Origin of the sequence: Evtepia gabavorous (assembly GCF_003425665.1) — a bacterium.
Taxonomy (GTDB): Bacteria; Bacillota; Clostridia; order Oscillospirales; family Oscillospiraceae; genus Evtepia; species Evtepia gabavorous.
Map to the genome: position 1 here is coordinate 20,451 of NZ_QQRQ01000002.1, position 25,900 is coordinate 46,350.

Sequence of the window (25,900 nt, forward strand, 5' to 3'; positions counted from 1 at the left end):
CGCAAAACGTCCTTTCTATGGTTTGCGCCAGACCAGGGTCAGATAGACCTGGCCTGTCTCTGGCTCGGTGTCCTGGTCGAGGGGAGAGAAGCCCTCCCGTTGGTAAAAGGCCAGCGCCCGCTGGTTGTTCTGATAGACCTGTAAGGTGATCAGCGGGTGCCTGGCTTTCAAATGAGTGAGCAGGGCGCGGCCGATCCCGGTGGAGCGGCAGGTGCTGCGGACGAAGAGACCGGACAGGTGGTGCCCCGTCATGCCGGCAAAACCCGCGATGTGTCCGCCGGTTTCGTAAATGGACAGCTCCGCTTGGGGGAGCAGGCGGGCCACCAGGGCGGTGTGCCGGTGCCAATGGTCTGGCGGGATAAAGGCGTGGGCCTCCAGATTGCCGGACAGCCAGAGGTCCATCAGAGAGGGCAGGTCGTCAGGGCGGAAGGATCGGATCATGGAGACTCCTTTCTGTGGGGCCGGGCGGCGGTGCCCGGCCGGCGTGTCATTTTTTAAGAAAACCTTTCTTTTTTCTTCATTTCTCCCCAAGAAATTCCTGCTATGATACGAAGGCGCTGCCCGGGCACCGGCGTGAAAGGAAAGGAGGAGAAAAGGCCAGCCTCGTTTGGCTGGCCTGGAAGATCAGTATTTCATCTGGAACAGGGTCTGGCTCATGGCCAGCTTGTCCGGGCGGCTGTTTTGAAAGGTGACCGTGCCGAACCCGGTTCGGTCGGTCAGAAGAGACGCGGCCTCCAGCTGGCGGCGAAGCTGCCGGGCGGTGCCCTCACTGCCGTCGATGATGGAGACGGGACGGCCGAAATTGCGGGCGATGGCCTTTCGGACGAAGGGATAGTGGGTACAGCCCAAAACAATATAGTCGATGTTGCAGTACCGGAAAGGCAGGAGGAGGTCCTGCAGGTAGGCGTCCAGAACCGGACCGTCAAAGATGCCCCGCTCCACCATCTCCGCCAGCCCCTTGCAGGGCAGGGAGATGACGTTGGCGTGGCCGCAGAAAGCGGCGGCCAGCTTTTGGTATTTATCCTCCCGGATGGTGAGGGGGGTGGCCATGACGATCACCGAAGAACTGCCCGCAGCCAGCGCGGCGGGCTTCACCGCAGGCTCGATGCCGATGATGGGCAGTCCCGGGTGGAGCTGGCGCAGCAGGCCGATGGCTGCGCTGGTGGCGGTGTTGCAGGCCACCACGATTCCTTTGACCCCTTGCTCCAGCAGCCTGTCCACGGCGGAGAGGGTCAGGGCCCGGACCTGGTCCAGGGACTTTTCCCCATAGGGGGCGTTGGCGGAATCCCCGAAAAAGAGAAAATTTTCCTGGGGCAGCAGGCGCACGCAGGCGCGGAGAACGCTGATGCCGCCCAGACCGGAGTCAAAGACCCCGATGGGACGGGCTTGGGCTTCCATATTCCTTCCCCCTCTCTCCTGGCTGGCGGCTGGATGCGGGCCATAGCCGTTTTGCGCTATTATACCACCATTTTTCCGGCCGCGCCATAGGATTTTTTGGGAAGGAGGGACCAAGCGGGCGCAAAAAGGCTGGCAGGGGCATAGAGTGGTTTGAGGGTGACCTGCCCTCATGAGATCGTCCCGCCGTTTCGGCGGAGAAAGGAAGCAATATGAAGCGTTACCAATGCAACGACTTTGAATTGCCCAACCGGCGGCCCTGGACACCGCCTGGCTGCTGCCCGCCCCAGTGCCCGCCTCAGTGTCCGCCGCCCTGCCCACCCCCGATGCCGGAGCCCTGCCCCCCGCAGCCTCCCTATCCGCCCCAACCCCCCTGCCCGCCTCTGCCTCCCTGCAACACCGGGTGCGTGCCCACGCCCTGGGTGCTGGGCGGCATTTACCGGGCGGGCCAGCTGGTGACCTATAATGGCTTCCTCTATGTGGCCAACGTAGACAACGCCAGCGGGGTGCCTGGGGAGTCTCCGGACTTTACCCTGCTGTCCACGCTGCAGCCCATCGGCCCCACAGGCCCTGCCGGCCCCACGGGTCCCACGGGCCCTGCTGGACAGCCCGGAATTCCGGGTCAGCCGGGGACGCCTGGCGCTGCGGGTCCCACGGGTCCCACGGATGCAAGGAAGGATGGACAACACAGGCGGGAAAAACGGGGAAAAAAGGGGAAATTTGGTGCGCTTTTGATGCAGAACATACCGTACAATAGACTAACTTCACTATGTGCTTTTTTCTAAGGTGCAGGTAGGAATTTTCTGGAAGGTGATGTGGGTGAAACAGGCCATCAGCTGGTTTCTTGTATTTATGATTCTGTTCTCCTCGGCGTCCCTGCTCCGCGAACCGGCGGGAAGCACGGAGGACTGGGAGAACCCTTATATTGATGTGACCCAGGATCTGTGGAGTTATCAATACATCACGGAGCTGAATAAGGCCGGCGTGCTGCCTTCCAGTGAGAAATTCCAGGGGCAGGAGGAGGAGACCCGGGGAAACCTGGTCCTCTACCTTTATAATATGGACCAGGGCGTTTTCAAGGACCGCAAGAAGAGCCGGGACAAGAAGAAGGAGAAAGCGGCCCCCAACTTCACCGATGTCACCAAGGATTCCCCCTACTACGACGCGGTGTGCTGGGCCTACCAAAACGGCCTGGTGGGCGGGACCACCGAGACCACCTTTGCCCCGGAGCACTCCCTGACCCGGGAGCAGGTGTGCACCGTTGTGGCCCGGTTTGCGGCCCTGGAGGAGATCTCTCTGCTGCAGGTGGTGGAGCCCGACCAGTTTAAGGACTCCCTGTATATTGATGAATATGCCCGCAGCGGGGTGACCGCCTGCCAGATGGCGGGGATTGTCAAGGGATATGACAACGGCTTTTTCCAGCCGGACAACACCCTGACCCGGGAGGAGTGCGCCGCTGTGGTCTATCGGGTGATGACGGCGGCGGACATGGAGATCCCCGAGGGCAGCGCGGTGGTGGACCTGACGGAAGGGGCCTATGACAGCCTGTATGACAATTACCAGGACATCACGTTCACGGCGCTGGTGCCAGAGACGGAGGAGGGGCCTGTGACCTTCTTTGACCAGGCGGTCTTTATCGGGGATTCCATCTCCATGACCCTGGAGGCCTACTGCGGCGCCAGCGGCGCGCTGGGCGGCGCCAAGTTCCTCTGTGCCGGCAGCATGAGCCCCACCAATATGCTCACTGGCAAGATCCTGCCGGAGTATCCCAAGGGGTCCGGCCAAAAGCCGGCCATTGGGGACAGCGTGGCGGCCACCGGCGCCAAGGTGGTCTATGTGATGCTGGGTATGGACAACATCGCCTATGGGGTGGAGCGGGCCACCAAGGATTACCTCACTATTCTCAACCAGATCATCGAAAAGAATCCAGGGGTTCAGATTGTGGTGCAGTCCGTGACCCCTATGGCGGATTCCAGCACCAGCTACTCGGAAAAGCTGAACAACGAACAGATTAACGCATTTAACGAGACCATGAAAGCGTATTGCCAGGACAATCGCTGGTATTATGTGAACGTGGCCGAGGCATTCAAAGACGAAAAGGGCTTCCTGAAAAAGGAGTACTGCAGTGACTACGGCAGTATGGGCATGCACTTTACCTATGAGGGAGCCAAGATTTGGGTGCAGTATCTCAAAACCCATATTCCCCAGGATTTGCTGTAATCAATGGAAAGGAGAATTCCATGAAAAAATGGACGATCCGAATTCTCGTCCTACTATTCCTATTGACCGGGTCTGCCTGCAGCCAGTCGGTGCCGCCTGCCGAAGGGGAGGAGACGCTGCTGGTCCAAGGAGAGAGCGGCGGCCCGGAAAATCTGCCGCCAGCCTTTGACCCTGTGGTTCCCGCCGCCGAGGCGGTGGACCCCCAGTGGTTTGCAGATGCGGCCTTTGTGGGAGATTCCGTGTCGGTGATGCTGGAAAATTACAATACCAGCACAGGCCGGCTGGGGAGTCCGGCGTTCTTTTGCTCTGTGAGCTTGAGCCAGACCAATGCCTTGTCCTATCAGGCGGGGAATGCCCGGCTTCCGGAATATCCCAAGGGGTCCGGCCAGCACCCCCTGGTGGCGGACGGCATCGCCAGCGCCGGCGCGAAAAAAGTTTATTTGATGCTGGGCATGAATTGTATCGCCGGGGGTGTTGACAGAGCAAGTCAAGATTTGGTAACATTAGTTGATCAGATCCTGGCCAAGTCCCCCGAGGCGGCCATTTTCATCCAGTCGGTGACGCCGATGACCGCGGACAGCCCCCGGGCGGATGACGCCTTAAACAATGGGACCATTCAGGCATTCAATGAGAGAATGCGTCAGATTTGCCAGGAGAAGCAGTGGTATTTTGTCAATGTGGCAGAGGCGGTCTCCGATGAGAATGGATTTCTCCGGAGTGAGTTCAGCGGGGACCGGGCCATGGGGATCCATTTCAATTACGACGGTGCTGCGGCGTGGGCAGACTATCTCCTCACCCATGTGCCCCAGGCGCTGAAGTAAGATATTTTTTAGGAGGATGAATGAGGAAGTATGAAACGGATAGTATCTCTTGCAGCCATTGTGCTCACCTTGACCATGGCGCTGTCCTTGGCCGCCTGCGGCGAGGAGCCCGGAACCAATGAAAACACGGAAAACGGCCAGAATCAGACCAGTTCCAATGAGACAGGCAAAACCGTGGACCTGGCGGCGCTGCGGACCCAGTTTGTAACGGATTACAGCCTGACGGATGTCCTGGAGGTGGAGACCGAGGGACTGAATAATCTGTATGGAATTACGGAAGATATGGTGAAGAATTCCGCCAGCTTTTCCGCCTCCTCCGGGGCAGCGTTTGCCCAGGAAGTGGTGATGGTGGAGGCGGTTGACGAGTCCGCTGCCGCCACTGTGGCTGAAAAGCTGGAAACCCGTCTGTCCACCATCGCAGAGCAGGCTGCCTCCTACGATCCCGACAGTCTGGCGCTGGCGGAAAAGTGCAAGGTGGTCACCGACGGCGTCTATGTGGGGATGTTCTTCTCCTCCCACTATGACGACATGGCGGCCGCGTTCCAGAGCGCGCTGTCCTGAGTGCGTGTTCCCAGAGCATCAAAAAAGAAACCGGCTGCCGGGCAATCGAAGGACTGCCCGGCAGCATTTATTGGAGAATAAACGCCTATGGTTTTTTCAAGTTTACCTTTCCTGTTCCTGTTTTTGACGGTGGTTCTGTTGGTCAGCCACATTCTGCCCTTCCGATTCCGGAACTTCTTCCTGCTCCTGGCCAACCTGGTTTTTTACGCCTATGGAGAGCCTGTTTACGTCCTCATTATGATCGGCTCCATTCTGGTGAACTTCTTTGCCGGGCTGCTCATGGACAAGCAGTCCACCCAGGGCCGGCGCCGGGCGGTGCTGGTGGTGGGCATCGTGCTGAACCTGGCGGCACTGGGGGTGTTCAAGTACGCCGGCCTCTTTGTAAGCACCCTGCGGGAGATTCCGGGGCTGTCCTCCCTGCCGGAGGTGGACATTGCGCTGCCCATCGGGATTTCCTTCTACACCTTCCAGGCGGTGTCCTATCTCATTGATGTCTATTGGGATGACTGCGCGGCCTCTCATAACCTGATTAACTTTGCCTCCTACATCTCCCTGTTCCCCCAGCTCATCGCCGGCCCCATTGTCCGGTACAAGGATGTCAACGAGCAGCTGGTCTCCCGACGGGAGACGCCCACCCTTTTTAATTCCGGGGTTCGCCTCTTTGTGGTGGGGCTGGCCAAAAAAGTGCTGCTGGCCAACCAGTTTGGCATGCTGTGGGACGCCATGTCCGCCGACCCGGTGGCCGCCGGCGCCCTGGGGGCCTGGGCGGGAGCCTGTGCCTATACGTTGCAGATTTATTTCGACTTTGCCGGTTACTCCGACATGGCTCGAGGCCTGGGGAGAATGCTGGGCTTTGAATTCTGCATCAACTTCAACTATCCCTATATTTCCAAGAGCGTGACGGAGTTTTGGCGCCGGTGGCACATCTCCCTGTCCACCTGGTTCCGGGACTATGTGTATATCCCCTTGGGGGGCAACCGGTGCGGCAAGCTCCGCCAGTGTGTCAACATTCTGGTGGTGTGGGCCCTGACGGGCTTTTGGCACGGCGCGGGGTGGAACTTCCTGTTCTGGGGGTTCTACTACGGGGTGCTGCTGCTGTTGGAAAAGCTGTTGCTGGGGAAATATATCCGCCGGCTGCCGGCAGTGTTCCAGCATCTGTATGCCATGGTCATTGTGATCATCGGATGGGTGTTCTTTGCCTCCCCGGACCTGTCCACGGCGCTGGCCTACCTTCAGGTGATGTTCTCCTTCTCGCCGGGCACCATGGGAGGGGCTTCCCTGGTGATGCCGTGGCTTGGTATGGCGGTCATTGGGGTGGTGGCAGCCACGCCCCTGGCCAAGAATCTGTGGGAGAAGCTCCAGGGGAAAAAAGCCATGCCCTTGGTGGAAGGGGCGCTTTGTCTGGCCGCGCTGCTCCTGTGTACTGCCAGCCTGGTCAGCGACAGCTACAATCCCTTCCTGTATTTCCGGTTCTGAGAGGGGGAACCTATTGTGAAAAAATTGTATTCCTTTTTGCCGGCGCTGATCTTCCTGGTATTTCTGGGGGTCATGGCCCTTCTGCTGCTGTTCTCCCCGGTGCGGGACTACTCGGAGAATGAGAAACGCTATCTGGCCGGGCGGCCTGAGGTGACGGTCTCCGGGATTCTGGAGGGGGAAACCCAGGAACAGCTGGAGAAGTTTACTGCGGACCAGGTCCCCGGACGGGATTTCTTTGTGGGGGTCAACGCCTATTGGAACCTGGCCACCGGCCGCAATGGAGCCCAGGATATCTACCACTGCAAGCAGGGCTATCTGATCAACGCCCCCAAGACTTACAATGAGAAGATTTTCACGGACAACCTAACCAAGTTCGATCAATTCGCCGCCCAGCTGGGGGTTCCGGCAGACCTGATGATGGTACCCTCTACGGGCTATCTCATGGAAGAAGTCCTTCCCACGTTCCATGGGACCTACGACGATGACCAGCTCTATGACAAGGCAGAGCAGATCTTGCAAAATACCCGTCTGGTGGATGTGCGGCAGGCCCTGCTGGAGGGGAAGGAAACCGGCCAGATCTGCTACCGGACCGACCACCATCTGACTTCCTATGGGAACTATTTGCTCTACCGGGCCTATCAGATCGCCCAGGGGGCGCCTTACCTCTCCCGGGATGCCTATGAGGTGGCCAGCTACGATGGGTTCTACGGCACCACCTGGTCGGGCAGCGGCTACTGGTTCACCCAGCCGGATCAGGTGGAGGTGTGGGACAGCGGAATTCAGCCCACGGTGACCTTGATCGACGGAAGCGCCGCGCCCCAGGTTTCGCACAGCCTTTTCTTCCCCTCGCACCTGGAGGAGATGGATAAATACCCGGTTTTTCTGGATGGCAACCACAGCCTGGTCACCATCCAGAATCCCAACGCGGAGGGGGGGAACCTTCTGGTGATCCGGGATTCCTATGCCCACTGCTTCAGTACCTTCCTGGCGTCCGACTATCAAAATATCTACCTGGTGGACCTGCGGTACTACCGGGATAACCTGTCCCAGTTTGTGGCGGAACATCCGGTGGACCGGGTGCTCTACCTCTATGGGGTGGACAACCTGGTCAGCGACACCAATTCCGCTTGGCTGAAATAAGCTTGCGTTCCGGCGGGCCCGCCCCCTCACAGGGGTGGGCCCGCTTGATCAAATGTTAAGAATTTCGACATGACTGGGTCATAAACGCGGGATATCCTGGGAGAAATCCAGGTATCCGGAGAAGGCACAGCGGTACCATTGGGCATGAGGTACCTGACGACAGCGTGGTACGCCGCCGGCTTGCCAGAACCCCGACGGGATGGTATGATAGACCTGATTCAACAGGAAGAGGAGGGGCGGCATGGCGGAGATTAACATTGCGCTGGAGTGTTTTGGAAGCATTCTCACCCTCATTCTTCTGGGCAGTCTGCTGCTCCACGGGGACCGCTCCAACCCTTCCACCCGGCTGTTTGTGGGGATGCTGCTGGTGAACTTAGTGTCCCTGTGGGCGGATGCCTGGGCCTGGTATTGGAACGGGACGGAGTATGTGGTTTGGAACTGGCTGGGAAATTTTCTGCAATACCTGTCGGGATATGTGCTTCTCTTCCTCTACTGTCAGTATCTCTTGGTCCGGGCCTCTCTTTGGACAACGTGTCCCTGGATTCGGCGGAGTGTGTCCGCGTTGTGCCTGCTGGGGATTGGCCTGACCGTTCTCACCCAGTTTACCGGCCTGTTTTATACCATCACGCCGGAGCACCTCTGCCTGCGGGGAGAGGGATTTTGGCTCTCCCAGGCCATCGGGCTGGTGGCGCTGGCCTTGGTGGGGGGCGTGATGGGCCTGCATCGCAAGGGACAGGCGCGGGAGGAGAGAGAACTTCTGCCGGCGTATGTGCTGCTGCCCATGGGCATTCTGGCGGCGGAACTGCTTTGGACGGAGATTACCTTGCTGGGCATCGGGGCGACGCTGACCCTGGTGCTGGTCTTTGTCAATGTCCAGCTGCAGCGGGACCGGCGTCTGCGGGCCCAGGACAAGGAACTGGCGGAGAAGAAGATTGCCATTATGCTCAGCCAAATTCAGCCCCATTTCCTGTATAACATTTTGGGAAGCATCGAGTGGCTCTGTGAAACCAATCCCCAGAAGGCCCAGGAGGCCACCGATGAGCTGGCCCGCTTCCTCCGGGGGAACATGGACAGCCTGCAGAGCACGCGGGTCATCCCCGCCAGCCGGGAGCTGGAGCATGTGCGGTGCTATCTGAATCTGGAGCGTATCCGCTTTGGAGCCCATCTGCGGGTGGAGTATGCCATTGAGACCAGCGATTTCTTCCTCCCGGCCCTGAGCCTGCAGCCGCTGGTGGAGAACGCGGTACGCCATGGGGTCACCAAGCGGGAGGAGGGCGGCACCATCTGGATCTCCGCCCGGGAGACGGAGGAGAGTTACCAGGTGACCATCCGGGATGACGGTGTGGGGTTTGACCCGGTGCGGGTGCGTGGGGACGGGCGGGAACACGTGGGGATCGAGAACGTCCGCAGCCGCTTGACCGCCCAGTGCGGCGGGACGCTCTGCATCGCCAGCCAGGAGGGCGTGGGGACAGTGGCCCAGGTGCGGATTCCCAAGACAGGGGATACCCAAGGAAAGGAGTCTTTTGATGCGGATCATCGCGGCGGATGACGAGGCCCTGATGCTGGATATGCTCACGGACCGGATTCGGCAGGCCTGTCCCCAGGGGGAAATCCATCCCTTTTCCAGTGCCCGTCGGCTGCTGGCGTGGCTGGAGGAGACTGGAGAGGGCTTTGATGTGGCCTTTTTGGATATTGAGATGCCGGGGATGAGCGGCATCGCCCTGGCCCAGCGGCTGAAAGAGCTCTGTCCCCGGGGCAACCTGATCTTTGTCACGGGGTTTTCCCAATACATGGCGGAGGCCTTTCAGCTCCACGCCAGCGGATATATTCGCAAGCCTGTCACCGTCAAGGCGGTGGAAGAGGAACTGCGCAACCTGCGTTACCCCGTACAGGAGCGGGCAGCACCCACCCTGCGGGTGCAGGCGTTCGGCAATTTTGAGGTCTTTTATGGAGGGCGGCCTGTCCATTTCAGCCGGAGCCGGACCAAGGAGCTGTTTGCCTACTTGATCGACCGCCGGGGGGCGGGGAGCACCATGGGGGAGCTGATCTCCATCCTGTGGGAGGGCCGCCTGGACACCCCGAGCATCCGCAGCCAGCTGCGCAGCCTCATCACGGACCTGCGGACCACCCTCCAGGGGCTGGGCCAGGGGGCGATCATCATTAAGAAGCGGGATTTGATCGCGGTGGACCCGGAACGGGTGGACTGCGACTACTATCGCTTCCTGGCCGGGGACCGGCGGGAGGCCAATGCCTTTCGCGGGGAGTACATGTCCAACTACTCCTGGGCGGAGACCACCCTGGGGGCGCTGACGCGGAAGGAAGGACAGGGGGAAACAGGTTCATAGAGGGCGGTGCCCGATGCATAGGTTCTACCGAAGACGGTTGTCCCAGGACGGCCGAAAAAGGAGGGAGCCTATGGGCAGAGGCGGAAAGCTGGCCGGCGGCCTTTGGCGGGTGGGGCTGTATATCCGTTTGTCCCGGGATGACGGGCGGGAGGAGAGCCTCAGCGTGCAGAACCAACGAAAGATTTTGCTGGATTACCTGGAGCATGAATTCCAAGGCCAGTGGGAGCTGGCCGGGATCTATGTGGATGATGGCCTAACCGGCACCGATGACAGCCGGGAGAGTTTCCAGCGAATGATCGGGGATATGAAGGCGGGGAAGCTGAACTGTATCGTGTGCAAAACCCTCTCCCGGGCCTTTCGGAACTATGCGGACCAAGGCTATTTTTTGGAGGAGGTGTTTCCCCGCTACCGCACCCGGTTTATCTCCCTGGGCAGTCCCCGGGTGGACAGCTTTTTGGACCCCGAGGCGGTGCAGATGGGGCTGGAAATTCCCATCAATGGGATTCTCAATGACCGCTATGCCGCCAAAACCTCCGCGGATGTCCGGCGGACCCTGGATATGAAGCGGCGGCGGGGGGAGTTTATCGGGTCCTTCGCCCCCTACGGATACGATAAGGACCCGGCAGACCGGAACACCCTGATCCCGGACCCCGAGGCGGCGGCGGTGGTGGCTCGCGTATTTGAGTGGTATGTCCAGGGGGTGGGAAAGGGGACCATCGCCAGCCGGCTCAACGGCTTGGGGCTGCCCAATCCCACCGCCTATAAGGCCGGGAAGGGGTCCCGATACCGGCGCCCAGGGCCTGCCAACGATGGCCTGTGGACCCCGGCCACGGTGGCCCGGATGCTCCAAAATCCCGTCTACGCGGGTACCCTGGTGCAGGGCCGGCAGCGGGTGGTGAGCTATAAGGTGCACCAGACCATGGCGGTTCCTCCTGAGGACTGGTATGTGGTGGAGGGAACCCATGTCCCCCTTGTGCCCCCGGCCCTGTTCCAGCGGGCCCAGGAACTGGCCCAGCGGGAGACCCGCCGGGCGCCGGGACAGAGGACGTTGCACCTGTTTGCCGGCTTCCTGCGGTGCGCGGACTGCGGCAAATCCATGAGCCGGAAGACCGCCCGGGGCATCGTCTACTACACCTGCTCCACCTACCGCCGAAAGTCCAAGACCGCCTGCACCAAGCACACCATTCGGGAGGACCGGCTCCGGTCCCAGGTGGCCCAGGCGCTGGGGGTACAGCCAGAGGCGTTGTCCCGGCGGCTTCTGTTTGAACAGGTGCGGGAGATTTTGGTCCATGAGGACGGCGAGGTGACCGTCTGTCCTTTGCCAGCGGAAGGGGCTTCCTCTGTTTAACGAAAATTTAACATTTGGGTGGTTTTTTATTTTACATGCTGGGGATAGACTGGTTGTAAAGAACAGGTTAAATGGGAGGAAATGAGGAGGCATCCCCAATGGAACGAATTTACTTGCTGGAGGACGACGACAGCATTCGCAAGCTGGTCATTTACGCCCTGGGCAGCCAAGGCTACGAGGCCCAGGGCTTTGACCGGCCTTCTGATTTTTGGAGCGCGATGGAGGGCCCCCAGCCCGCCTTGATCTTGCTGGATATTATGCTGCCGGAGGAGGATGGCCTTTCCATCCTGCAAAAGCTGCGGGCCTCGGCGGCCACCAAGCGCATTCCTGTGATCATGCTCACCGCGAAGAACACGGAGTATGACCGGGTGGTGGGCCTGGACAGCGGCGCCGATGACTTTATCTCCAAGCCCTTCGGCATGATGGAGCTGGTGGCCCGGGTCCGGGCGGTCCTCCGCCGCACGGAGCAGAAGCCGGAGACCGAGGACTACCAGGTGGGGGACCTTTTCGTCAGCCCCCAGCGCCATGTGGTCCGGGTGGCAGGGGAGGAGGTTCCCCTGACCAACAAGGAATTTGAACTTCTGTGCCTGCTGCTGGAGCACCAGGGCATGGCCATGACCCGGGACGCCATCATGGACGGGGTCTGGGGCCAGGAGTTCAGCCGGGAGAACCGGACCTTGGATGTCCATGTGCGGACCCTGCGGACCAAGCTGGGCGCTGCCGGGCACTATATTGAGACCGTCCGGGGGGTGGGCTACAAGATTGGAGGGGCCTCATGACGGGGAAAATTTTCCGCAGCTGCTTCCTAGTGGGGCTGGCGGTGATGATCCTGTGCACCGGGCTTTTCGTGGCGGTGATGGCCTCCCAGTATGAGGAGGAGGTCTATCAGCAGCTCCAGGAGGAGCTGGCCTATGTGAAGCACGGCATGGAGGAGAGCGGACAGGCCTACCTGACCGGTCTGCGGACCACCCAGCGCCTGACCTGGGTGGACACCGACGGCACCGTGCTCTATGACAGTGTGGCAGACCCCGCCACCATGGAGAACCACGGGGACCGGGCGGAGATCCGGCAGGCGCTGGAGGAGGGCTCTGGACAGGGAAAACATCTCTCCAACACCCTGCTGCAAAAGAATCTCTACTATGCCGCCCGTCTGTCGGACGGGACGGTTTTGCGGATTTCCTGTGTGGAGACCACGGTGGGGGCGCTGATTCTGGGGGTTCTCCAGCCGGTGCTGTGGATTTTGGTGCTGGCCCTCATCCTGTCGGGGATTCTGGCCTCCCGGCTGTCCCGGCAGATTACCAAACCCATCAACAGCCTGGATTTGGAAAACCCCAGGCTGGATGAGACCTATGAGGAGCTCTTTCCCCTGGTCAGCCGCCTGCGGGAGCAGAACCGCACCATTGGCCGGCAGATGGACGCCCTGGGCCGCCGGCAGCGGGAGTTTGCCGCCTTGGCGGAGAACATGAGCGAAGGGGTTTTGCTCATCGACAGCCGTTACCATGTGCTCTCCGGAAATCAGAGCGCCTTTCACTTGCTGGGGGAGAAGCAGCAGCCCGAGAGCATCCGGCAGGGGACCTGCCGGCGGGAGATCTGGGAGGCCGCGGGCAAAGCCCTGGCCGGCCGCCATGCCGAGACCCTGATGCGGGGCGAGTCCCACATCTTCGAGATTCTGGCCAGTCCGGTTACTGCCAACGGGCAGGTGACCGGCGCGGTGATTCTCATGGTGGATGTCACCGAACGAGAGGAGCGGGAGAGCCTGCGGCGGGAGTTCTCCGCCAATGTCTCCCATGAGCTGAAAACCCCCCTCACCTCCATTTCCGGGTTTGCCGAGCTCATGAAAGAGGGGCTGGTGGAAGCGGATAAGATGAGGGAGTTCGCGGGGGACATTTACAAGGAGTGCGGCCAGCTCATTGCCCTCATTGACGACATTATGAAGCTCTCCCGCCTGGATGAGGGGTCGGAAGAGCTGTCGGCGGAACGGGTGGACCTGTATGACCTGTCCCAAAAGATCCTCCAGGAGCTCACCCCTGTGGCCGCGAAGCGGGGAATTTCCCTGCACATGGAAGGGGGGCGCCAGACGATCCAGGGGGTGTGGCGGATTCTCCATGAGATGATCTATAATCTCTGTGACAATGCCATTAAGTACAACAAAGACGGGGGCGCTGTGACCGTCCGGGTGACGGAAGAGGAGGACCAGGTGGTTGTATCCGTGGAGGATACCGGCATTGGAATCTCCGAAGGGCAGCAGGACCGGGTATTTGAGCGGTTCTACCGGGTGGATAAGAGCCATTCCCGCCGGGTGGGGGGCACCGGCCTGGGGCTGTCCATTGTCAAGCACGGCGCCCAATACCATAATGCCCAGCTCTCCCTGGACAGTGAACCGGGCGCGGGAACAACCATTACCCTGCGTTTCCCCAAACAAAGCGCGGCCTGAATGGAGGAGAGCGAGCACCTTATTTGAAGTTAGAAGGAGAAATCCATGATTACATTTGAAGAAATTAAAAAGGACCCGGGTATCCGGACCTATATTCAGAAGGCAGACGAGTCCCTGATCAATCTGGGCTTTACCGAGCACAGCTTTGCCCACGTGGGACTGGTGGCGGCCAACAGCAAGTATATTTTGGAGACGCTGGGGTACACCCCGCGGGAGGTGGAGCTGGTCCAAATCGCGGCCTACCTCCACGACATTGGCAACCTGGTCAACCGCATCGACCATTCTCAGAGCGGGGCGGTGATGGCCTTCCGCCTGCTGGACCATCTGCATATGGACCCCTTGGACATTGCCGAGGTGGTCACTGCCATTGGCAACCACGACGAGGGGACAGGTACGCCTGTCAGTCCCATGGCGGCGGCGTTGATTCTGGCGGACAAATCCGACGTCCGCCGCAGCCGGGTGCGCAACCAGGACATCAGCAAGTTTGACATCCATGACCGGGTCAACTATTCGGTGACCAAGGCGGAGCTGAAGATCAATGAGAACAAGACGCTCATTAAGCTCAAACTCCACATTGACACCCGGTATGGCTCTGTGATGGACTATTTTGAAATTTTTCTCAACCGGATGGTTCTCTGCCGGAAGGCGGCGGACACCTTGGGGCTTCAGTTTAAGCTGATTATCAATGAACAGCAGCTGATTTGAGGCAGAGAAAGAGACACGGCTACGAAAGCAGCGACGGCCTGAGGTAATTACCTCAGGCCGTTTTTTCTTTGCCATCCAAGACTTTTTTTCTGGTACAGGGGGAAAAATACCAAGGGAAGAAAAAATTTTGATTTAACCAAAACTTTATCTTTCTTTGGTTTTTCCTTTAACCGAAACTGGATACACTGTACTTGTAGAAAACAAGAGATCAAACAGAAAACCAAGAAAGAAATGAGGAATTTAACCATGAAAAGAACCATGAAGAAAGCCATGAGCATTCTTGCTGCCTCTGCGGTTCTGGCCCTGACGCTTGCCGGCTGCGGAAATGAATCCACCGATCCTGCAACAACAGATGGCAGCGATACGGACTCTGCGTCCACTGTCTCCGGTACGGTGGCTACCAATGGCTCCACCTCCATGGAGAAGGTGATCGGCAACCTGAAGGAGCAGTTTGAAAATGACAACGACGGCAATGTGACGGTCTCCTATGATGCCACGGGTTCCGGTGCGGGCATTGAAGCTGTGGTCAACGGCACCGCGGACATCGGCCTGTCCTCCCGGGCGCTGAAGGAAGAGGAGACCTCCTCCGGCCTGAAAGGAACCACCATCGCCCTGGACGGCATCGCCGTTATCGTCAATGCCGACAGCCAGGTGGCGGACCTGACGGTGGACCAGATCGCCAAGATTTTCACCGGGGAGATCACCAACTGGAGTGAAGTAGGCGGCGCCGACGGGGAGATCGCCTGCATCGGCCGGGAGGCCAACTCTGGCACCCGGGACGGGTTTGAGTCCATCACCGGAACCGAGGACACCTGCAAGCTCAGCCAGGAGCTCACCTCCACCGGCGCGGTGATTGAGGCCGTGAAGAACAGCCCCAACGCCATTGGCTACGCGTCCCTGTCTGCGGTAGAGGGCAAGGAGGGCATCAAGGCCCTGACGGTGAATGGTGTGGCCTGCTCTGAGGAGACGGTTCTGGACGGGTCCTATGAGATTCAGCGTCCCTTCGTGCTGGTCACCAAGTCGGATGCGTCCCTGTCCACGGCTGCACAGGCCTTCTTTGACTACGCCACCTCCAAGGACGCCAGTGAGCTGATCCGCAACGCCGGCGCGGTTCCTGTGGCGGAATAACCAAGCGATTCACCCAAGCGGTGCGGGCCTCCTGCCTCTCGGGGGCAGGGTCCGTACCGCTTACCTTATGGTTTTGTTGGCGAGAGAAGGAGCTTCCCATGGAAAAAGCATTGAACAATTCCGGCCCTGCCGCGGCCAAGCCTGGCCACAGGGCAAAAAGAGCCGAACCCGGACGACGGGGGGCCAAGGATGCCCTGGAGTGGCTGATGCACACCATTTTTCTACTGTGCGGCATTGTGGCAGTGGGCTTTGTGCTGGTCATCAGTGTGTACCTGATTATTTCTGGTGTGCCCGCGATGAAGGAAATTGGCCTGACGGATTTCCTGCTGGGACAGACCTGGGCCCCCACGGCCTCTGACCCCTCTTACGGGATTCTGCCGTTTATCCTCACCTCCATCTACGGTACCGCCGGAGCGGTGCTGATCGGGGTCCCCATTGGGCTGATGACAGCCATTTACTTGGCCAAGGTGGCCAATCCCCGGATGGCTGCGGTCATTCACACGGCGGTGGAGCTGCTGGCGGGGATTCCCTCGGTGGTTTACGGCCTGGTTGGTATGATTGTGCTGGTGCCCGGGATTCAAAAGGCCTTCGGTCTGTCCTCCGGCGCCTGCCTGCTGGCAGCGATTGTGGTGCTGGCCATTATGATCCTGCCCTCCATCATCAGTGTCTCCGAGACCTCTCTCCGAGCGGTCCCGGAGGAGTATGAGCAGGCCTCCCTGGCCCTGGGCGCCACCCACTTGGAAACGGTGTTCCGGGTGACCCTTCCGGCGGCCCGGAGCGGGGTGGCCACGGCTGTTGTCCTGGGGGTGGGTCGGGCCATTGGCGAGGCCATGGCCATTATCATGGTGGCCGGCAATGTGGCCAACATGCCTGGGCTGTTCACCTCGGTGCGGTTTTTGACCACGGCCATCGCCTCGGAGATGTCCTATGCCTCGGTGGGCAGCCTCCAGCGGCAGGCGCTGTTCTCCATTGGCCTGGTGCTCTTCCTGTTCATCATGCTGATCAACGTCTTCCTGAATGTCTGTATCAAACGAAAGAAGGAGAATTGAGATGTCATCCCTTTCCAAGCGGCGCAAGGCGTATGACCGGAGCCTGCGCACCCTGCTGTATCTCTGCGCGGGGATCACCTGTGCGCTGCTGCTTTTCCTCATTGGATATATCTTTTACCGGGGGTTGGGCAACATCAGCTGGGAACTGCTCTCCAGCCAGACCAGCTATATCAACGACACCATCGGCATTCTGCCGAACTTTCTCAATACCCTCTATATCATTCTGCTGGCCATGGTCATTGTCCTCCCTCTGGGGGTGGGTGCGGCCATCTACTTGACGGAGTATGCCACCAACCGGAAGGTGGTGGCGGCCATTGAGTTTGCCACGGAGACCCTCACCGGGATTCCCTCCATTATCTTTGGTCTGGTGGGCATGCTGTTCTTTCTCCAGCTGTTTGGATTGAAGGCGGGCATTCTGGCCGGCGGCCTGACGCTGGTCATCATGATTCTGCCCACCATCGTCCGTACCACCCAGGAGAGCCTGAAGACGGTGCCCCAGTCCTACCGGGAGGGGGCGCTGGCCCTGGGCGCGGGGAAGTGGCACATGGTTCGCACTGTGGTGCTGCCCAACGCGGTGGACGGCATTGTCACCGGCTGCATCCTGGCGGTGGGCCGCATTGTGGGCGAGTCTGCGGCTCTGCTCTTTACAGCGGGGTTCGGCCTGGAGCTGAACAATTTCATCACCTCTCTTCAGGCCTCTTCCGCCACCCTGACAGTGGCCCTATATGTCTACGCCAACGAGCGGGGGGAGACCGGTGTGGCCTTTGCCATTGCCGCGGTCCTGATGCTGTTGGTGTTCCTGATCAACTTTGCCGCCACCCTGGCAGGCAAGAAACTGAAACGAAAGGCAGGCTGAACCATGGCAGCTGAGATCATTACCGCCAAGTCCCTGAACCTGTGGTACGGCACCGATGGAAAAACCAGTGCCAGCGACCGGGGGCATCACGCGCTGAAAGATATCAATGTGAACATTCCGGCCCGGCAGATCACTGCCCTGATTGGTCCGTCCGGCTGCGGAAAGTCCACCTTCCTCAAAACCCTGAACCGAATGAACGACCTGGTTCCCGGGGTGCACATTGAGGGGGAGGTCTGCTTTGACGGGCAGAACATTTTTGACAAAACCGTGGACACCACCTGGCTGCGCAAGCAGGTGGGGATGGTGTTCCAGAAGGCAAACCCCTTTCCCATGTCCATTTATGACAACGTGGCCTACGGTCCCCGGACCCATGGCATCCGAAACCACAGCGAACTGGATGGCATTGTGGAAAAATCCCTGCGGGACGCGGCCATTTGGGATGAGGTGAAGGACCGGCTGAAAAAGAGCGCCCTGGGCCTGTCCGGGGGACAGCAGCAGCGGCTGTGCATTGCCCGGGCCCTGGCCAATGAGCCGGAAGTTCTTCTGATGGACGAGTCCACCTCGGCGCTGGACCCCATCTCCACCGCGAAAATTGAGGACTTGGCCGTGGAGCTGAAGGAGAAGTATACCGTTATTATGGTGACCCACAACATGCAGCAGGCGGTTCGTGTGTCGGATAAAACCGCGTTCTTCCTGCTGGGAGAGCTGGTGGAGTTCGGGGACACCGACAAGATCTTCTCCATGCCCAAGGACAAGCGGACAGAAGAGTACATTACAGGGAGGTTTGGATAATGCGGGAAAAGTTCAAACAGCAGCTGGAGGAGATGTACCGGCAGATGGTCATTATGGGCAGCCTTTGCCAGCAGGCCATTGCCGTGGCGGTGAGAACCCTGGACGAGGAGGAGGACCGGGCGGAAAAATTGGAGGCCCAGGTGTTTGCCGTGGACGGGGAGATCGACGACATGGAACGGGAGATCGAGGCTCTGTGTACCAAACTCCTGCTCAAGCAGCAGCCGGTGGCGGCGGACCTGCGCCGGATCACCGCAGCGCTGAAAATGGTGACCGATCTGGAGCGGATTGGGGACCAGGCCTCGGACATTGCGGAGCTGGCCCGGTTTATTCGTAAGGGGGGAGCGCACAGCCACCTGAAACAGATGGCGGCGGAGGTCATCCGGATGGTCAGCGAGAGCGTGGACGCCTTTGTCCGGCTGGATCTGGACCAGGCCCGGGAGGTCATTGCCTACGACGATGTGGTGGACCGGTGGTTTGATCAGATTAAAAAAGAACTGGTTTCCCAGATTGCCGCGGACAGCACCGCTGGGGAGGAACTGCTGGATGTCTTCCTGGTGGCCAAATATCTGGAGCGGATTGGCGATCATGCCACCAACCTGGCGGAGTGGGTGGAGTACGCGCTGACCGGAACTCGTTCCAAGGATGGGCACTGGGAGGCGCCGGACGGAGAGTAAGGACAAAGGACTCTTTATTTAACCTGGATTTAACCTTTTTATGGTTTTTCTTTTTACGTGGGGCAGATAAACTTTTCATTACGACAGGAAACGTAAAAGGCACGTAAAAAAAGAGAAAACAGAGAGGGTTAAACGATGGATCTATTTGACGTATTGACTTTATTGGGAGGACTCAGCCTGTTTTTGTTTGGCATGAACCTTATGGGGGCCTCCCTGGAAAAGAGGGCGGGCAGCAGTCTCAAGATTTTGTTGGGAAAGCTGACCTCCCGCAAAATATTGGGATTCTTGACGGGAATGGGTGTCACGGCGGTGATCCAAAGTTCCTCGGCCACCACGGTGATGGTGGTGGGCTTTGTGAACTCGGGACTGCTTACCCTGCGGCAGGCCATCAGTGTCATTATGGGCGCCAATGTGGGCACCACGGTGACCGCCTGGATCCTGAGTTTAACGGGTTTGGACGGAGACAATTTTTTTGTCATGCTGCTCAAACCCACTTCTTTTACCCCCATTCTGGCGCTCATCGGCGTGGTTCTCACCATGATGGCCAAAAGCGACAAGAAAAAGGACGTGGGGATGATCCTGCTGGGCTTTGCCGTGCTGATGTTCGGCATGGACACCATGAGCGGCGCGGTGGCCGGCCTGGAAGAGGTGCCCGAATTCCGGAATATCCTCTTGATGTTCAGCAACCCTGTTCTGGGGGTGCTGGCCGGCGCGGGCCTGACGGCGATTATCCAGAGCTCCTCGGCCTCTGTGGGTATTTTGCAGGCGCTCTCTGCCACGGGGCAGGTGACCTATGGCGCGGCGATCCCCATTATCATGGGGCAGAACATCGGCACTTGCGTGACGGCGATGATCTCCTCGGTGGGGGCCAACAAGAACGCCAAGCGGGCGGCTGTGGTGCATCTCCTCTTTAATATTGTAGGAACCGCGGTTTGGCTGGCGGTCTTCTACGGCATCAACGCGGTGGTCCAGTTCTCTTTTGTCTCCCATTCCATTGACCAGCTGGGCATTGCCGTGGTGCATACGGCCTTTAACATCCTGTGCACGGCGCTGCTCTTCCCCTTCTCCGGGCTGCTGGAAAAGATGGCCTGCCGCTTGGTCCCCGACACCAAGGCCCCCGAGAAGATTCAAATTTTGGACGAGCGTTTTTTGGCAACCCCTTCTGTGGCCATTGACCGCTGCCAGGAGGTGGCGGAGACCATGGCGCGGATTTCCATGGATGCCTTGAAAACCAGCTGTCAGCTAATCGAGCACTATGACCCCAAAAGCGCCCAGGCGGTCCGGGAGACGGAGCAAGAGGCAGACCAGTATGAGGACATGCTGGGGACCTATCTGGTGAAGCTGGGCCGGGCGGATTTGAATGCGGCGGACAGCCGGGAGACGGCGAAGCTTCTGCACATCATTGGGGACTTTGAGCGGATCTCCGACCATGCGGTCAACCTGGTGGAGTCGGCAGAGGAAATCCGCAACAAGGGCTTGAGCTTCTCGGTCCACGCCAAGCAGGAGCTGGCGGTACTCACCGCGGCGGTGGGAGAAGTGATGGACCTGGCGCTGGACGCCTTCCTCCAGAACGACCCTGCGCTGGCTGCCAAAGTGGAGCCTCTGGAGCAGGTGGTGGATACCCTGAAGGAGCAGCTGCGGAACCGGCATATTCTGCGGCTGCAAAAAGGGGAATGTACCATTGAATTGGGCTTTGTCTGGTCGGACCTGCTGACCAGCTTGGAGCGGGTGGCCGACCATTGCTCCAACATCGCCGGCTGTGTCATTGAGATGTCCCATGACAGTTTGGATGTCCATGAATATTTAGACAATGTGAAAGCCGGCGGCCCCGGTTTCCTCCGGGCCTATGAGGCATACGCCCAGAAATATGCGTTGATGTAATCCTCTCCGGCATAGGATGTGATATCCCGCTTTGAGAGGGCAAAAAACAGGATCGTGTTGTTCATAAATCATGGCTTCCACCGGCGCCGTGGGCCCCACCGGACCAATTGGTTTGACTGGGGCTCCCGGCGCCACTGGCGCAACTGGGGCAGCGGGTGCCACCGGTGCCACCGGTCCTGCTGGTCCTACGGGGCCTGCCGGTGCAGCCGGTCCCACGGGCCCTGCCGGCGCGGCTGGTGCCACGGGGGCGACAGGTCCCGCCGGTGCCACGGGTCCCACCGGGCCTGCTGGTGCTGTGGGCCCCACGGGCCCTGCCGGCGCGGCTGGCGCCACGGGGGCGACAGGTCCCGCCGGTGCCACGGGTCCCACCGGGCCTACCGGTGCTGTGGGCCCCACGGGCCCTGCCGGCGCGGCTGGTGCCACGGGGGCGACGGGGCCTACCGGTGCCACAGGCCCCACTGGTCCCACAGGCCCCACTGGCCCTGTCGGTCCTGCCGGCCCTGGGCTGACGGATGCCACGGCCTTTGCTCCGGGAACCACCTATCAGGAGGGCGACTTGGTCTTCTACAATGGCGCGTTGTTCCGTGCGGCGATCAACGCGCCCACGGGAACCCCTGGGACATCGGCTGACTACACCCTGCTCACGGCTACGGAGACCGGTCCCACCGGCCCCACGGGCCCTGCCGGGGCAGAGGGAGCGGCCGGACCGACCGGTCCTGCTGGCGCGGCTGGTGCTACTGGACCGACCGGTCCTGCCGGCGCAGCTGGTGCCACCGGCCCCACTGGACCCGAGGGCGCGGCCGGCGCGGAGGGTCCCACTGGCCCCACCGGTCCTGAGGGCGCGGCCGGCGCGGAAGGTCCCACGGGTCCCACTGGACCCGAGGGTACGGCCGGCGCGGAGGGTCCCACTGGCCCCACCGGTCCTGAGGGCGCGGCCGGCGCGGAGGGTCCCACTGGCCCCACCGGCCCTGAGGGTGCGGCCGGCGCGGAAGGCCCCACTGGCCCCACCGGTCCCACCGGCCCTGCGGGTACAACGGGTTCTGCTGGTGCAGAAGGCCCTACGGGTCCGACAGGACCGGCTGGTGTGGTGACACCCGCTGCGGCTGTAACGGATGCCACCAGCACTACGGATATTGTGACCCAATTCAATCAGCTGTTGGCCAACATGCGGACAGCAGGCCTGCTGTCCAGCTGACACGGAAGAGAACGATCCAACTGGATCTCAACACGAAAGAGGGGCGGCGCACTGCGCCGCCCCTCTTGGCTCAGAGAAGGAGGTCCTATGAAAATTGTTGTGTATGCCATCTGCAAAAATGAGAGGCCCTTTGCAGATCGCTGGATGGCCTCCATGTCGGAGGCGGATGAGGTGTGCGTGCTGGACACAGGGTCCACAGACGGAACGCCCCAGAGACTGGAGGAGTTGGGGGCCAAGGTCTCTGTCCAGGTGATTACCCCCTGGCGCTTTGATGTGGCCCGGAACCAATCGCTGGAGCTGGTTCCAGAGGATGCGGACCTCTGCGTGTGCACCGATTTGGACGAGGTGTTCCAGCCGGGCTGGCGGGAAAAGGTAGAGGCGGCCTGGGCCCCTGGTGTGGATCGTCTGCTCTACCGCTATGTTTGGAACTTCCTCCCAGACGGACGGGAGGGGATGGTGTTTTGGTATGACAAGATCCACCGGAGAAAGGGCTGCCGCTGGGTGAATCCTGTCCATGAGGTGCTCCAATTTGACGGGGGAGCGCCCCAGGCCCGGTACGTGGAGGGGGTCTGTCTGGAGCACCATGCGGACCGAAGCAAGAGCCGGGGACAGTACCTGCCCCTGCTGGAGCTGGCGGTGGAGGAAGACCCCAACAACGACCGCAACGTGCATTACCTGGGGCGGGAGTATTTTTTCTACCGGCGGTGGGAGGAGAGCATTGCCATGCTCAAGCGGCATCTGGCCCTGCCGACAGCCACTTGGGCGGATGAACGGTGTGCCTCCATGCGCCTGCTGGCGAAGGATTATTTTGCCCTGGAGATGGCGGGAGAGGCGGAACGGTGGATTTTCCGGGCGGTTGGCGAGGCACCCCATCTCCGGGAGCCCTGGCTGGACCTGGCGGACCTGGCCTACCACCAAAAGGACTGGCACGGTGTGCTTTGGGCCACAGGCCGGGCCCTGGCCATCACCCAGCGGCCCCGAACCTACATCAGTGAGGCGGCCTCCTGGGGAGAGCATCCCTGGGACCTGGCCAGCCTGGGGTACTTTTACACAGGGCAGTACGAAAAGGCGCTGGAGGCGGCCCGGAAAGCGCGGGACCTGGCGCCGGATAACCCACGCATTCAGAAGAATCTTCAACTCATCGAAGGGAAATTGGCGCCGGCTTGAGGCGGGGCGAGGGCAGCAAGCGGTTGCGTTGTCTCTCCCTTTGTCGTATGATAGAAACCATACTACGAAGAATAAAGATAGGGGAGAATCGAGCGATGTACATTCGAAAAGCCGCCGAAGGGGACCTTCCCCGGATGATGGAGATCTATGCCGTGGCTCGCCGCTTTATGGCGGCCCATGGAAACCCCAACCAGTGGGGACCGACCAACTGGCCTCCGGAGGAACGCATCCGCGCCGACATTGCCGAGGGCAGCAGCTATGTTTGTGTCCGGCAAAACCGCGTGGTGGGGGCGTTTTACTTCCGCCAAGGGGAAGGGATCGAACCCACCTATCAGAGGATTGAGAATGGCGCATGGAAAGAGGCGGGTCCCTACGGCGTGATTCACCGCCTGGCGGGAGACGGATCGGCAAAGGGGATTGGAACCCTCTGCCTGACATGGGCCTATCAGCAGTGTGGTCATCTTCGCATAGACACCCACCCAGACAACCATGTCATGCAGAATTTGCTGCGAAAGAACGGATTTGTCCACTGCGGAACGGTCTACGTGGTGGAGGACACCTACCCCAGGCTGGCCTTTGAGAAGGTGTCATCCCAGTGAAGCACCGGCGGAGATGGGAAAAGAAAACGTTATGGAGAACGGGAAAAAACCGTTCTCCATAACGTTTTTTGCTGGAAAGAGATTGTTTTTGAAACCTGCGGTGGAGGTTAAAAGTCCGCGCTCCCCACAGTGCGGGGGTGGGGCAGAACGTCGCGGATGTTGGAGATGCCCGTCAGATACATCACCATGCGCTCAAAGCCCAGCCCGAAGCCGGCGTGCTTGCAGGAACCATAGCGGCGCAGGTCCAGATACCACCAGTAGTCCTGGGGGTTCATCCCCAGCTCCTGGATGCGGGCCTCCAGTACGTCCAGCCGCTCCTCGCGCTGGCTGCCGCCGATGATCTCTCCGATGCCAGGGACCAGGCAGTCTGTGGCGGCCACGGTTTTGCCGTCGTCGTTCAGACGCATATAGAAGGCCTTGATCTCTTTGGGATAATCGGTGACAAACACGGGGCGCTTGTAGACCTGCTCGGTGAGGAACCGCTCATGCTCGGTCTGCAGGTCCGTGCCCCATTCCACCTTAAAGTCAAACTTGTCGTTGTGCTGCTTCAAAATCTCCACTGCTTCCGTGTAGGTCACCCGGCCAAAGTCGGCGCTGGCCACGTGCTGGAGGCGCTCCAGCAGGCCCTTGTCCACAAAGGAGTTAAAGAAATCCATCTCCTGGGGGCAGCGCTCCAGGACGGTGCGGATCACATACTTAATCATGTCCTCGGCCACGTCCATGTCTCCGGCCAGGTCACAGAAGGCCATCTCCGGCTCGATCATCCAAAACTCCGCGGCGTGGCGCTGGGTGTTGGAGTTTTCCGCCCGGAAGGTGGGGCCGAAGGTGTAGACGTTGCCGAAGGCCATGGCAAAGTTCTCCGCGTTGAGCTGGCCGGACACGGTGAGGCTGGCGGGCTTGCCGAAGAAATCCTGGCTGTAATCAATTTGGCCGTTCTCCAGCCGAGGGGCGTTTTCCGGGTCCAGGGTGGTCACCCGGAACATCTCGCCGGCGCCTTCGCAGTCCGAGGCGGTGATGATGGGGGTGTGCACGTAGACAAAGCCCCGGTTCTGGAAGAACTCGTGAATGGAGAAGGCCGCCACAGACCGGACCCGGAAGGCTGCGGAGAAGAGGTTGGTCCGGGGGCGCAGGTGGGCCACCGTCCGTAAAAACTCCACCCCGTGGCGCTTTTTCTGCAGGGGGTATTCCGGCGCGGAGGGACCTTCCACCTGGATGGAAGCGGCCTTGATTTCCAGGGGCTGCTTGGCCTGGGGGGTGAGGACCACCTTGCCTTGGACAATCAAAGCCGCGCCCACGTTCTGCTTGGCGATCTCCTTGTAATTTTCCAAGGAGCCCTCCTCAAAAACCACCTGGATGCTTTTGAAGCAGCTGCCGTCGTTGAGTTCGATAAAACCAAAGTTTTTCATGTCGCGGATGGTGCGGGTCCAGCCGCAGACGGTCACGTCCTGACCGTCAAAGTGTTCCATATCCGCAAAGATACGGGCAATTTCTGTGCGTTTCATGGTGACAGTGTCCTTTCAATCAATGAGAGTCTTAAAGTGTAGGAAAAGGCAATAGGGGGCTGGGAAAGAAAACCAGAGAAAATTATGCCTGCCGGCCTGGCCCCGCCATCCGCTGGGTGACCGGGACGTAGGACCGGCTGGCTTTCCCTGTGATTTGCAGGGGCTGGATGCGCAGCAGGGTGGTGTTCTTGGCTTTCTTGGCCAGATACTGTGCCTTAATTTCCGGGGTCACATCCCCAAGGGTGTCAATGAGGCTGCCCAGGGCGGCCAGGCGTTCCTCCTCTGCGGTGACCACCTGAGCCCGGCCCAGCACCACCACGCTCTCATACAGGGTGGTGATATGGGCGGGGATCACCTGGGCCTGGGTGACGACGGTGAAGCACACCCGGTCATCCCGGGCAATGGCGTCCAGCTTATAGCCCGCCCTGGCGCAGTGGAGGTAAATTTGTGTCCCCATCACGGTGTAATTCATGGGAACCGCGTAGGGCCAGCCGCCGTCGCCCACAACCGAGAGTACGCCGTGGGTTCCTTTGGCCAAAATGGCGCGGGCATCTGCCGCAGAAAACTGCCGGTCCTTCCGGCGCATGGGCCGTTCTGTCATAGGAGATGCCC

General features: G+C 60.1%; 24 protein-coding genes. 20 read left to right on the plus strand and 4 right to left on the minus strand.

Annotated features, from left to right (window positions below):
• Positions 1-15: 15 nt before the first annotated feature.
• Entirely contained in the window at positions 16-441 is a 426-nt protein-coding gene (locus tag DV520_RS01690; protein WP_117141592.1) for a GNAT family N-acetyltransferase, read from the minus strand.
• 183 nt (positions 442-624) lie between these two features.
• Entirely contained in the window at positions 625-1,398 is a 774-nt protein-coding gene (murI, locus tag DV520_RS01695) for a glutamate racemase (protein WP_117141593.1), read from the minus strand.
• 810 nt (positions 1,399-2,208) lie between these two features.
• On the opposite strand from murI, the gene DV520_RS01700 reads away from it, so the two are divergent.
• The 20 genes from DV520_RS01700 (at position 2,209) to DV520_RS01795 (ending at position 23,786) form a co-directional block, all read left to right on the plus strand.
• A complete protein-coding gene (locus DV520_RS01700; RefSeq protein WP_021918978.1) occupies positions 2,209-3,615 on the plus strand; it encodes an S-layer homology domain-containing protein in 1,407 nt (468 codons plus the stop codon).
• Positions 3,616-3,635: 20 nt separating this feature from the next.
• Complete coding sequence (locus DV520_RS01705) at positions 3,636-4,436, plus strand: GDSL-type esterase/lipase family protein (protein ID WP_021918977.1); 801 nt, start codon at positions 3,636-3,638, stop codon at positions 4,434-4,436.
• Between the two features lie 30 nt (positions 4,437-4,466).
• Positions 4,467-4,997, plus strand: a complete 531-nt coding sequence (locus DV520_RS01710; RefSeq protein ID WP_021918976.1) for a DUF4358 domain-containing protein — start codon at positions 4,467-4,469, stop codon at positions 4,995-4,997.
• An 87-nt stretch (positions 4,998-5,084) separates the two neighbouring features.
• Entirely contained in the window at positions 5,085-6,473 is a 1,389-nt protein-coding gene (locus DV520_RS01715; protein ID WP_117141594.1) for an MBOAT family O-acyltransferase, read from the plus strand.
• Positions 6,474-6,488: 15 nt separating this feature from the next.
• A complete protein-coding gene (locus DV520_RS01720) occupies positions 6,489-7,613 on the plus strand; it encodes a DHHW family protein (protein WP_117141595.1) in 1,125 nt (374 codons plus the stop codon).
• 241 nt (positions 7,614-7,854) lie between these two features.
• Complete coding sequence (locus DV520_RS01725) at positions 7,855-9,162, plus strand: sensor histidine kinase (RefSeq protein ID WP_021918973.1); 1,308 nt, start codon at positions 7,855-7,857, stop codon at positions 9,160-9,162.
• On the plus strand, positions 9,140-9,958 hold the full coding sequence (locus tag DV520_RS01730; RefSeq protein WP_021918972.1) for a response regulator: 819 nt from the start codon (positions 9,140-9,142) through the stop codon (positions 9,956-9,958). Before DV520_RS01725 ends, DV520_RS01730 begins: the two co-directional genes overlap by 23 nt.
• A 70-nt stretch (positions 9,959-10,028) precedes the next feature.
• Positions 10,029-11,306, plus strand: coding sequence for a recombinase family protein (locus tag DV520_RS01735; RefSeq protein ID WP_117141596.1), 1,278 nt, complete (start codon positions 10,029-10,031; stop codon positions 11,304-11,306).
• Between the two features lie 98 nt (positions 11,307-11,404).
• Positions 11,405-12,085: a response regulator transcription factor gene (locus tag DV520_RS01740; protein ID WP_021918970.1), complete on the plus strand. Its 681-nt coding sequence runs from the start codon at positions 11,405-11,407 to the stop codon at positions 12,083-12,085.
• Positions 12,082-13,740 carry a sensor histidine kinase gene (locus DV520_RS01745; protein ID WP_117141597.1) on the plus strand — a complete coding sequence of 553 codons (1,659 nt, stop codon included), beginning with the start codon at positions 12,082-12,084 and terminating at the stop codon, positions 13,738-13,740. Before DV520_RS01740 ends, DV520_RS01745 begins: the two co-directional genes overlap by 4 nt.
• 45 nt (positions 13,741-13,785) lie before the next feature.
• Entirely contained in the window at positions 13,786-14,445 is a 660-nt protein-coding gene (locus DV520_RS01750; protein ID WP_021918967.1) for an HD domain-containing protein, read from the plus strand.
• Positions 14,446-14,691: 246 nt separating this feature from the next.
• A complete protein-coding gene (locus tag DV520_RS01755; RefSeq protein ID WP_165850013.1) occupies positions 14,692-15,573 on the plus strand; it encodes a phosphate ABC transporter substrate-binding protein in 882 nt (293 codons plus the stop codon).
• Between the two features lie 206 nt (positions 15,574-15,779).
• A complete protein-coding gene (pstC, locus tag DV520_RS01760) occupies positions 15,780-16,622 on the plus strand; it encodes a phosphate ABC transporter permease subunit PstC (protein WP_242984629.1) in 843 nt (280 codons plus the stop codon).
• Position 16,623: 1 nt separating this feature from the next.
• The gene (gene pstA, locus DV520_RS01765; RefSeq protein WP_021918965.1) at positions 16,624-17,478 is read left to right on the plus strand and encodes a phosphate ABC transporter permease PstA; all 855 of its coding nucleotides are present in this window, start codon (positions 16,624-16,626) and stop codon (positions 17,476-17,478) included.
• Positions 17,479-17,481: 3 nt separating this feature from the next.
• Positions 17,482-18,270, plus strand: a complete 789-nt coding sequence (pstB, locus tag DV520_RS01770; protein ID WP_021918964.1) for a phosphate ABC transporter ATP-binding protein PstB — start codon at positions 17,482-17,484, stop codon at positions 18,268-18,270.
• Positions 18,270-18,944 carry a phosphate signaling complex protein PhoU gene (phoU, locus tag DV520_RS01775; RefSeq protein WP_021918963.1) on the plus strand — a complete coding sequence of 225 codons (675 nt, stop codon included), beginning with the start codon at positions 18,270-18,272 and terminating at the stop codon, positions 18,942-18,944. Before pstB ends, phoU begins: the two co-directional genes overlap by 1 nt.
• Positions 18,945-19,079: 135 nt before the next feature.
• Positions 19,080-20,825: a Na/Pi cotransporter family protein gene (locus DV520_RS01780; protein WP_021918962.1), complete on the plus strand. Its 1,746-nt coding sequence runs from the start codon at positions 19,080-19,082 to the stop codon at positions 20,823-20,825.
• A 70-nt stretch (positions 20,826-20,895) separates the two neighbouring features.
• Entirely contained in the window at positions 20,896-22,020 is a 1,125-nt protein-coding gene (locus DV520_RS01785; RefSeq protein ID WP_117141599.1) for a hypothetical protein, read from the plus strand.
• A gap of 87 nt (positions 22,021-22,107) precedes the next feature.
• Complete coding sequence (locus tag DV520_RS01790; protein WP_117141600.1) at positions 22,108-23,187, plus strand: tetratricopeptide repeat-containing glycosyltransferase; 1,080 nt, start codon at positions 22,108-22,110, stop codon at positions 23,185-23,187.
• A 95-nt stretch (positions 23,188-23,282) separates the two neighbouring features.
• Positions 23,283-23,786 carry a GNAT family N-acetyltransferase gene (locus DV520_RS01795; RefSeq protein ID WP_117141601.1) on the plus strand — a complete coding sequence of 168 codons (504 nt, stop codon included), beginning with the start codon at positions 23,283-23,285 and terminating at the stop codon, positions 23,784-23,786.
• Between the two features lie 107 nt (positions 23,787-23,893).
• Here the strand turns inward: DV520_RS01795 and asnS are convergent, their stop codons facing one another.
• Positions 23,894-25,288 carry an asparagine--tRNA ligase gene (asnS, locus tag DV520_RS01800; protein ID WP_117141602.1) on the minus strand — a complete coding sequence of 465 codons (1,395 nt, stop codon included), beginning with the start codon at positions 25,286-25,288 and terminating at the stop codon, positions 23,894-23,896.
• 82 nt (positions 25,289-25,370) lie between these two features.
• Positions 25,371-25,889, minus strand: a complete 519-nt coding sequence (locus DV520_RS01805; protein ID WP_165850014.1) for a pyridoxamine 5'-phosphate oxidase family protein — start codon at positions 25,887-25,889, stop codon at positions 25,371-25,373.
• Positions 25,890-25,900 lie beyond the last annotated feature (11 nt).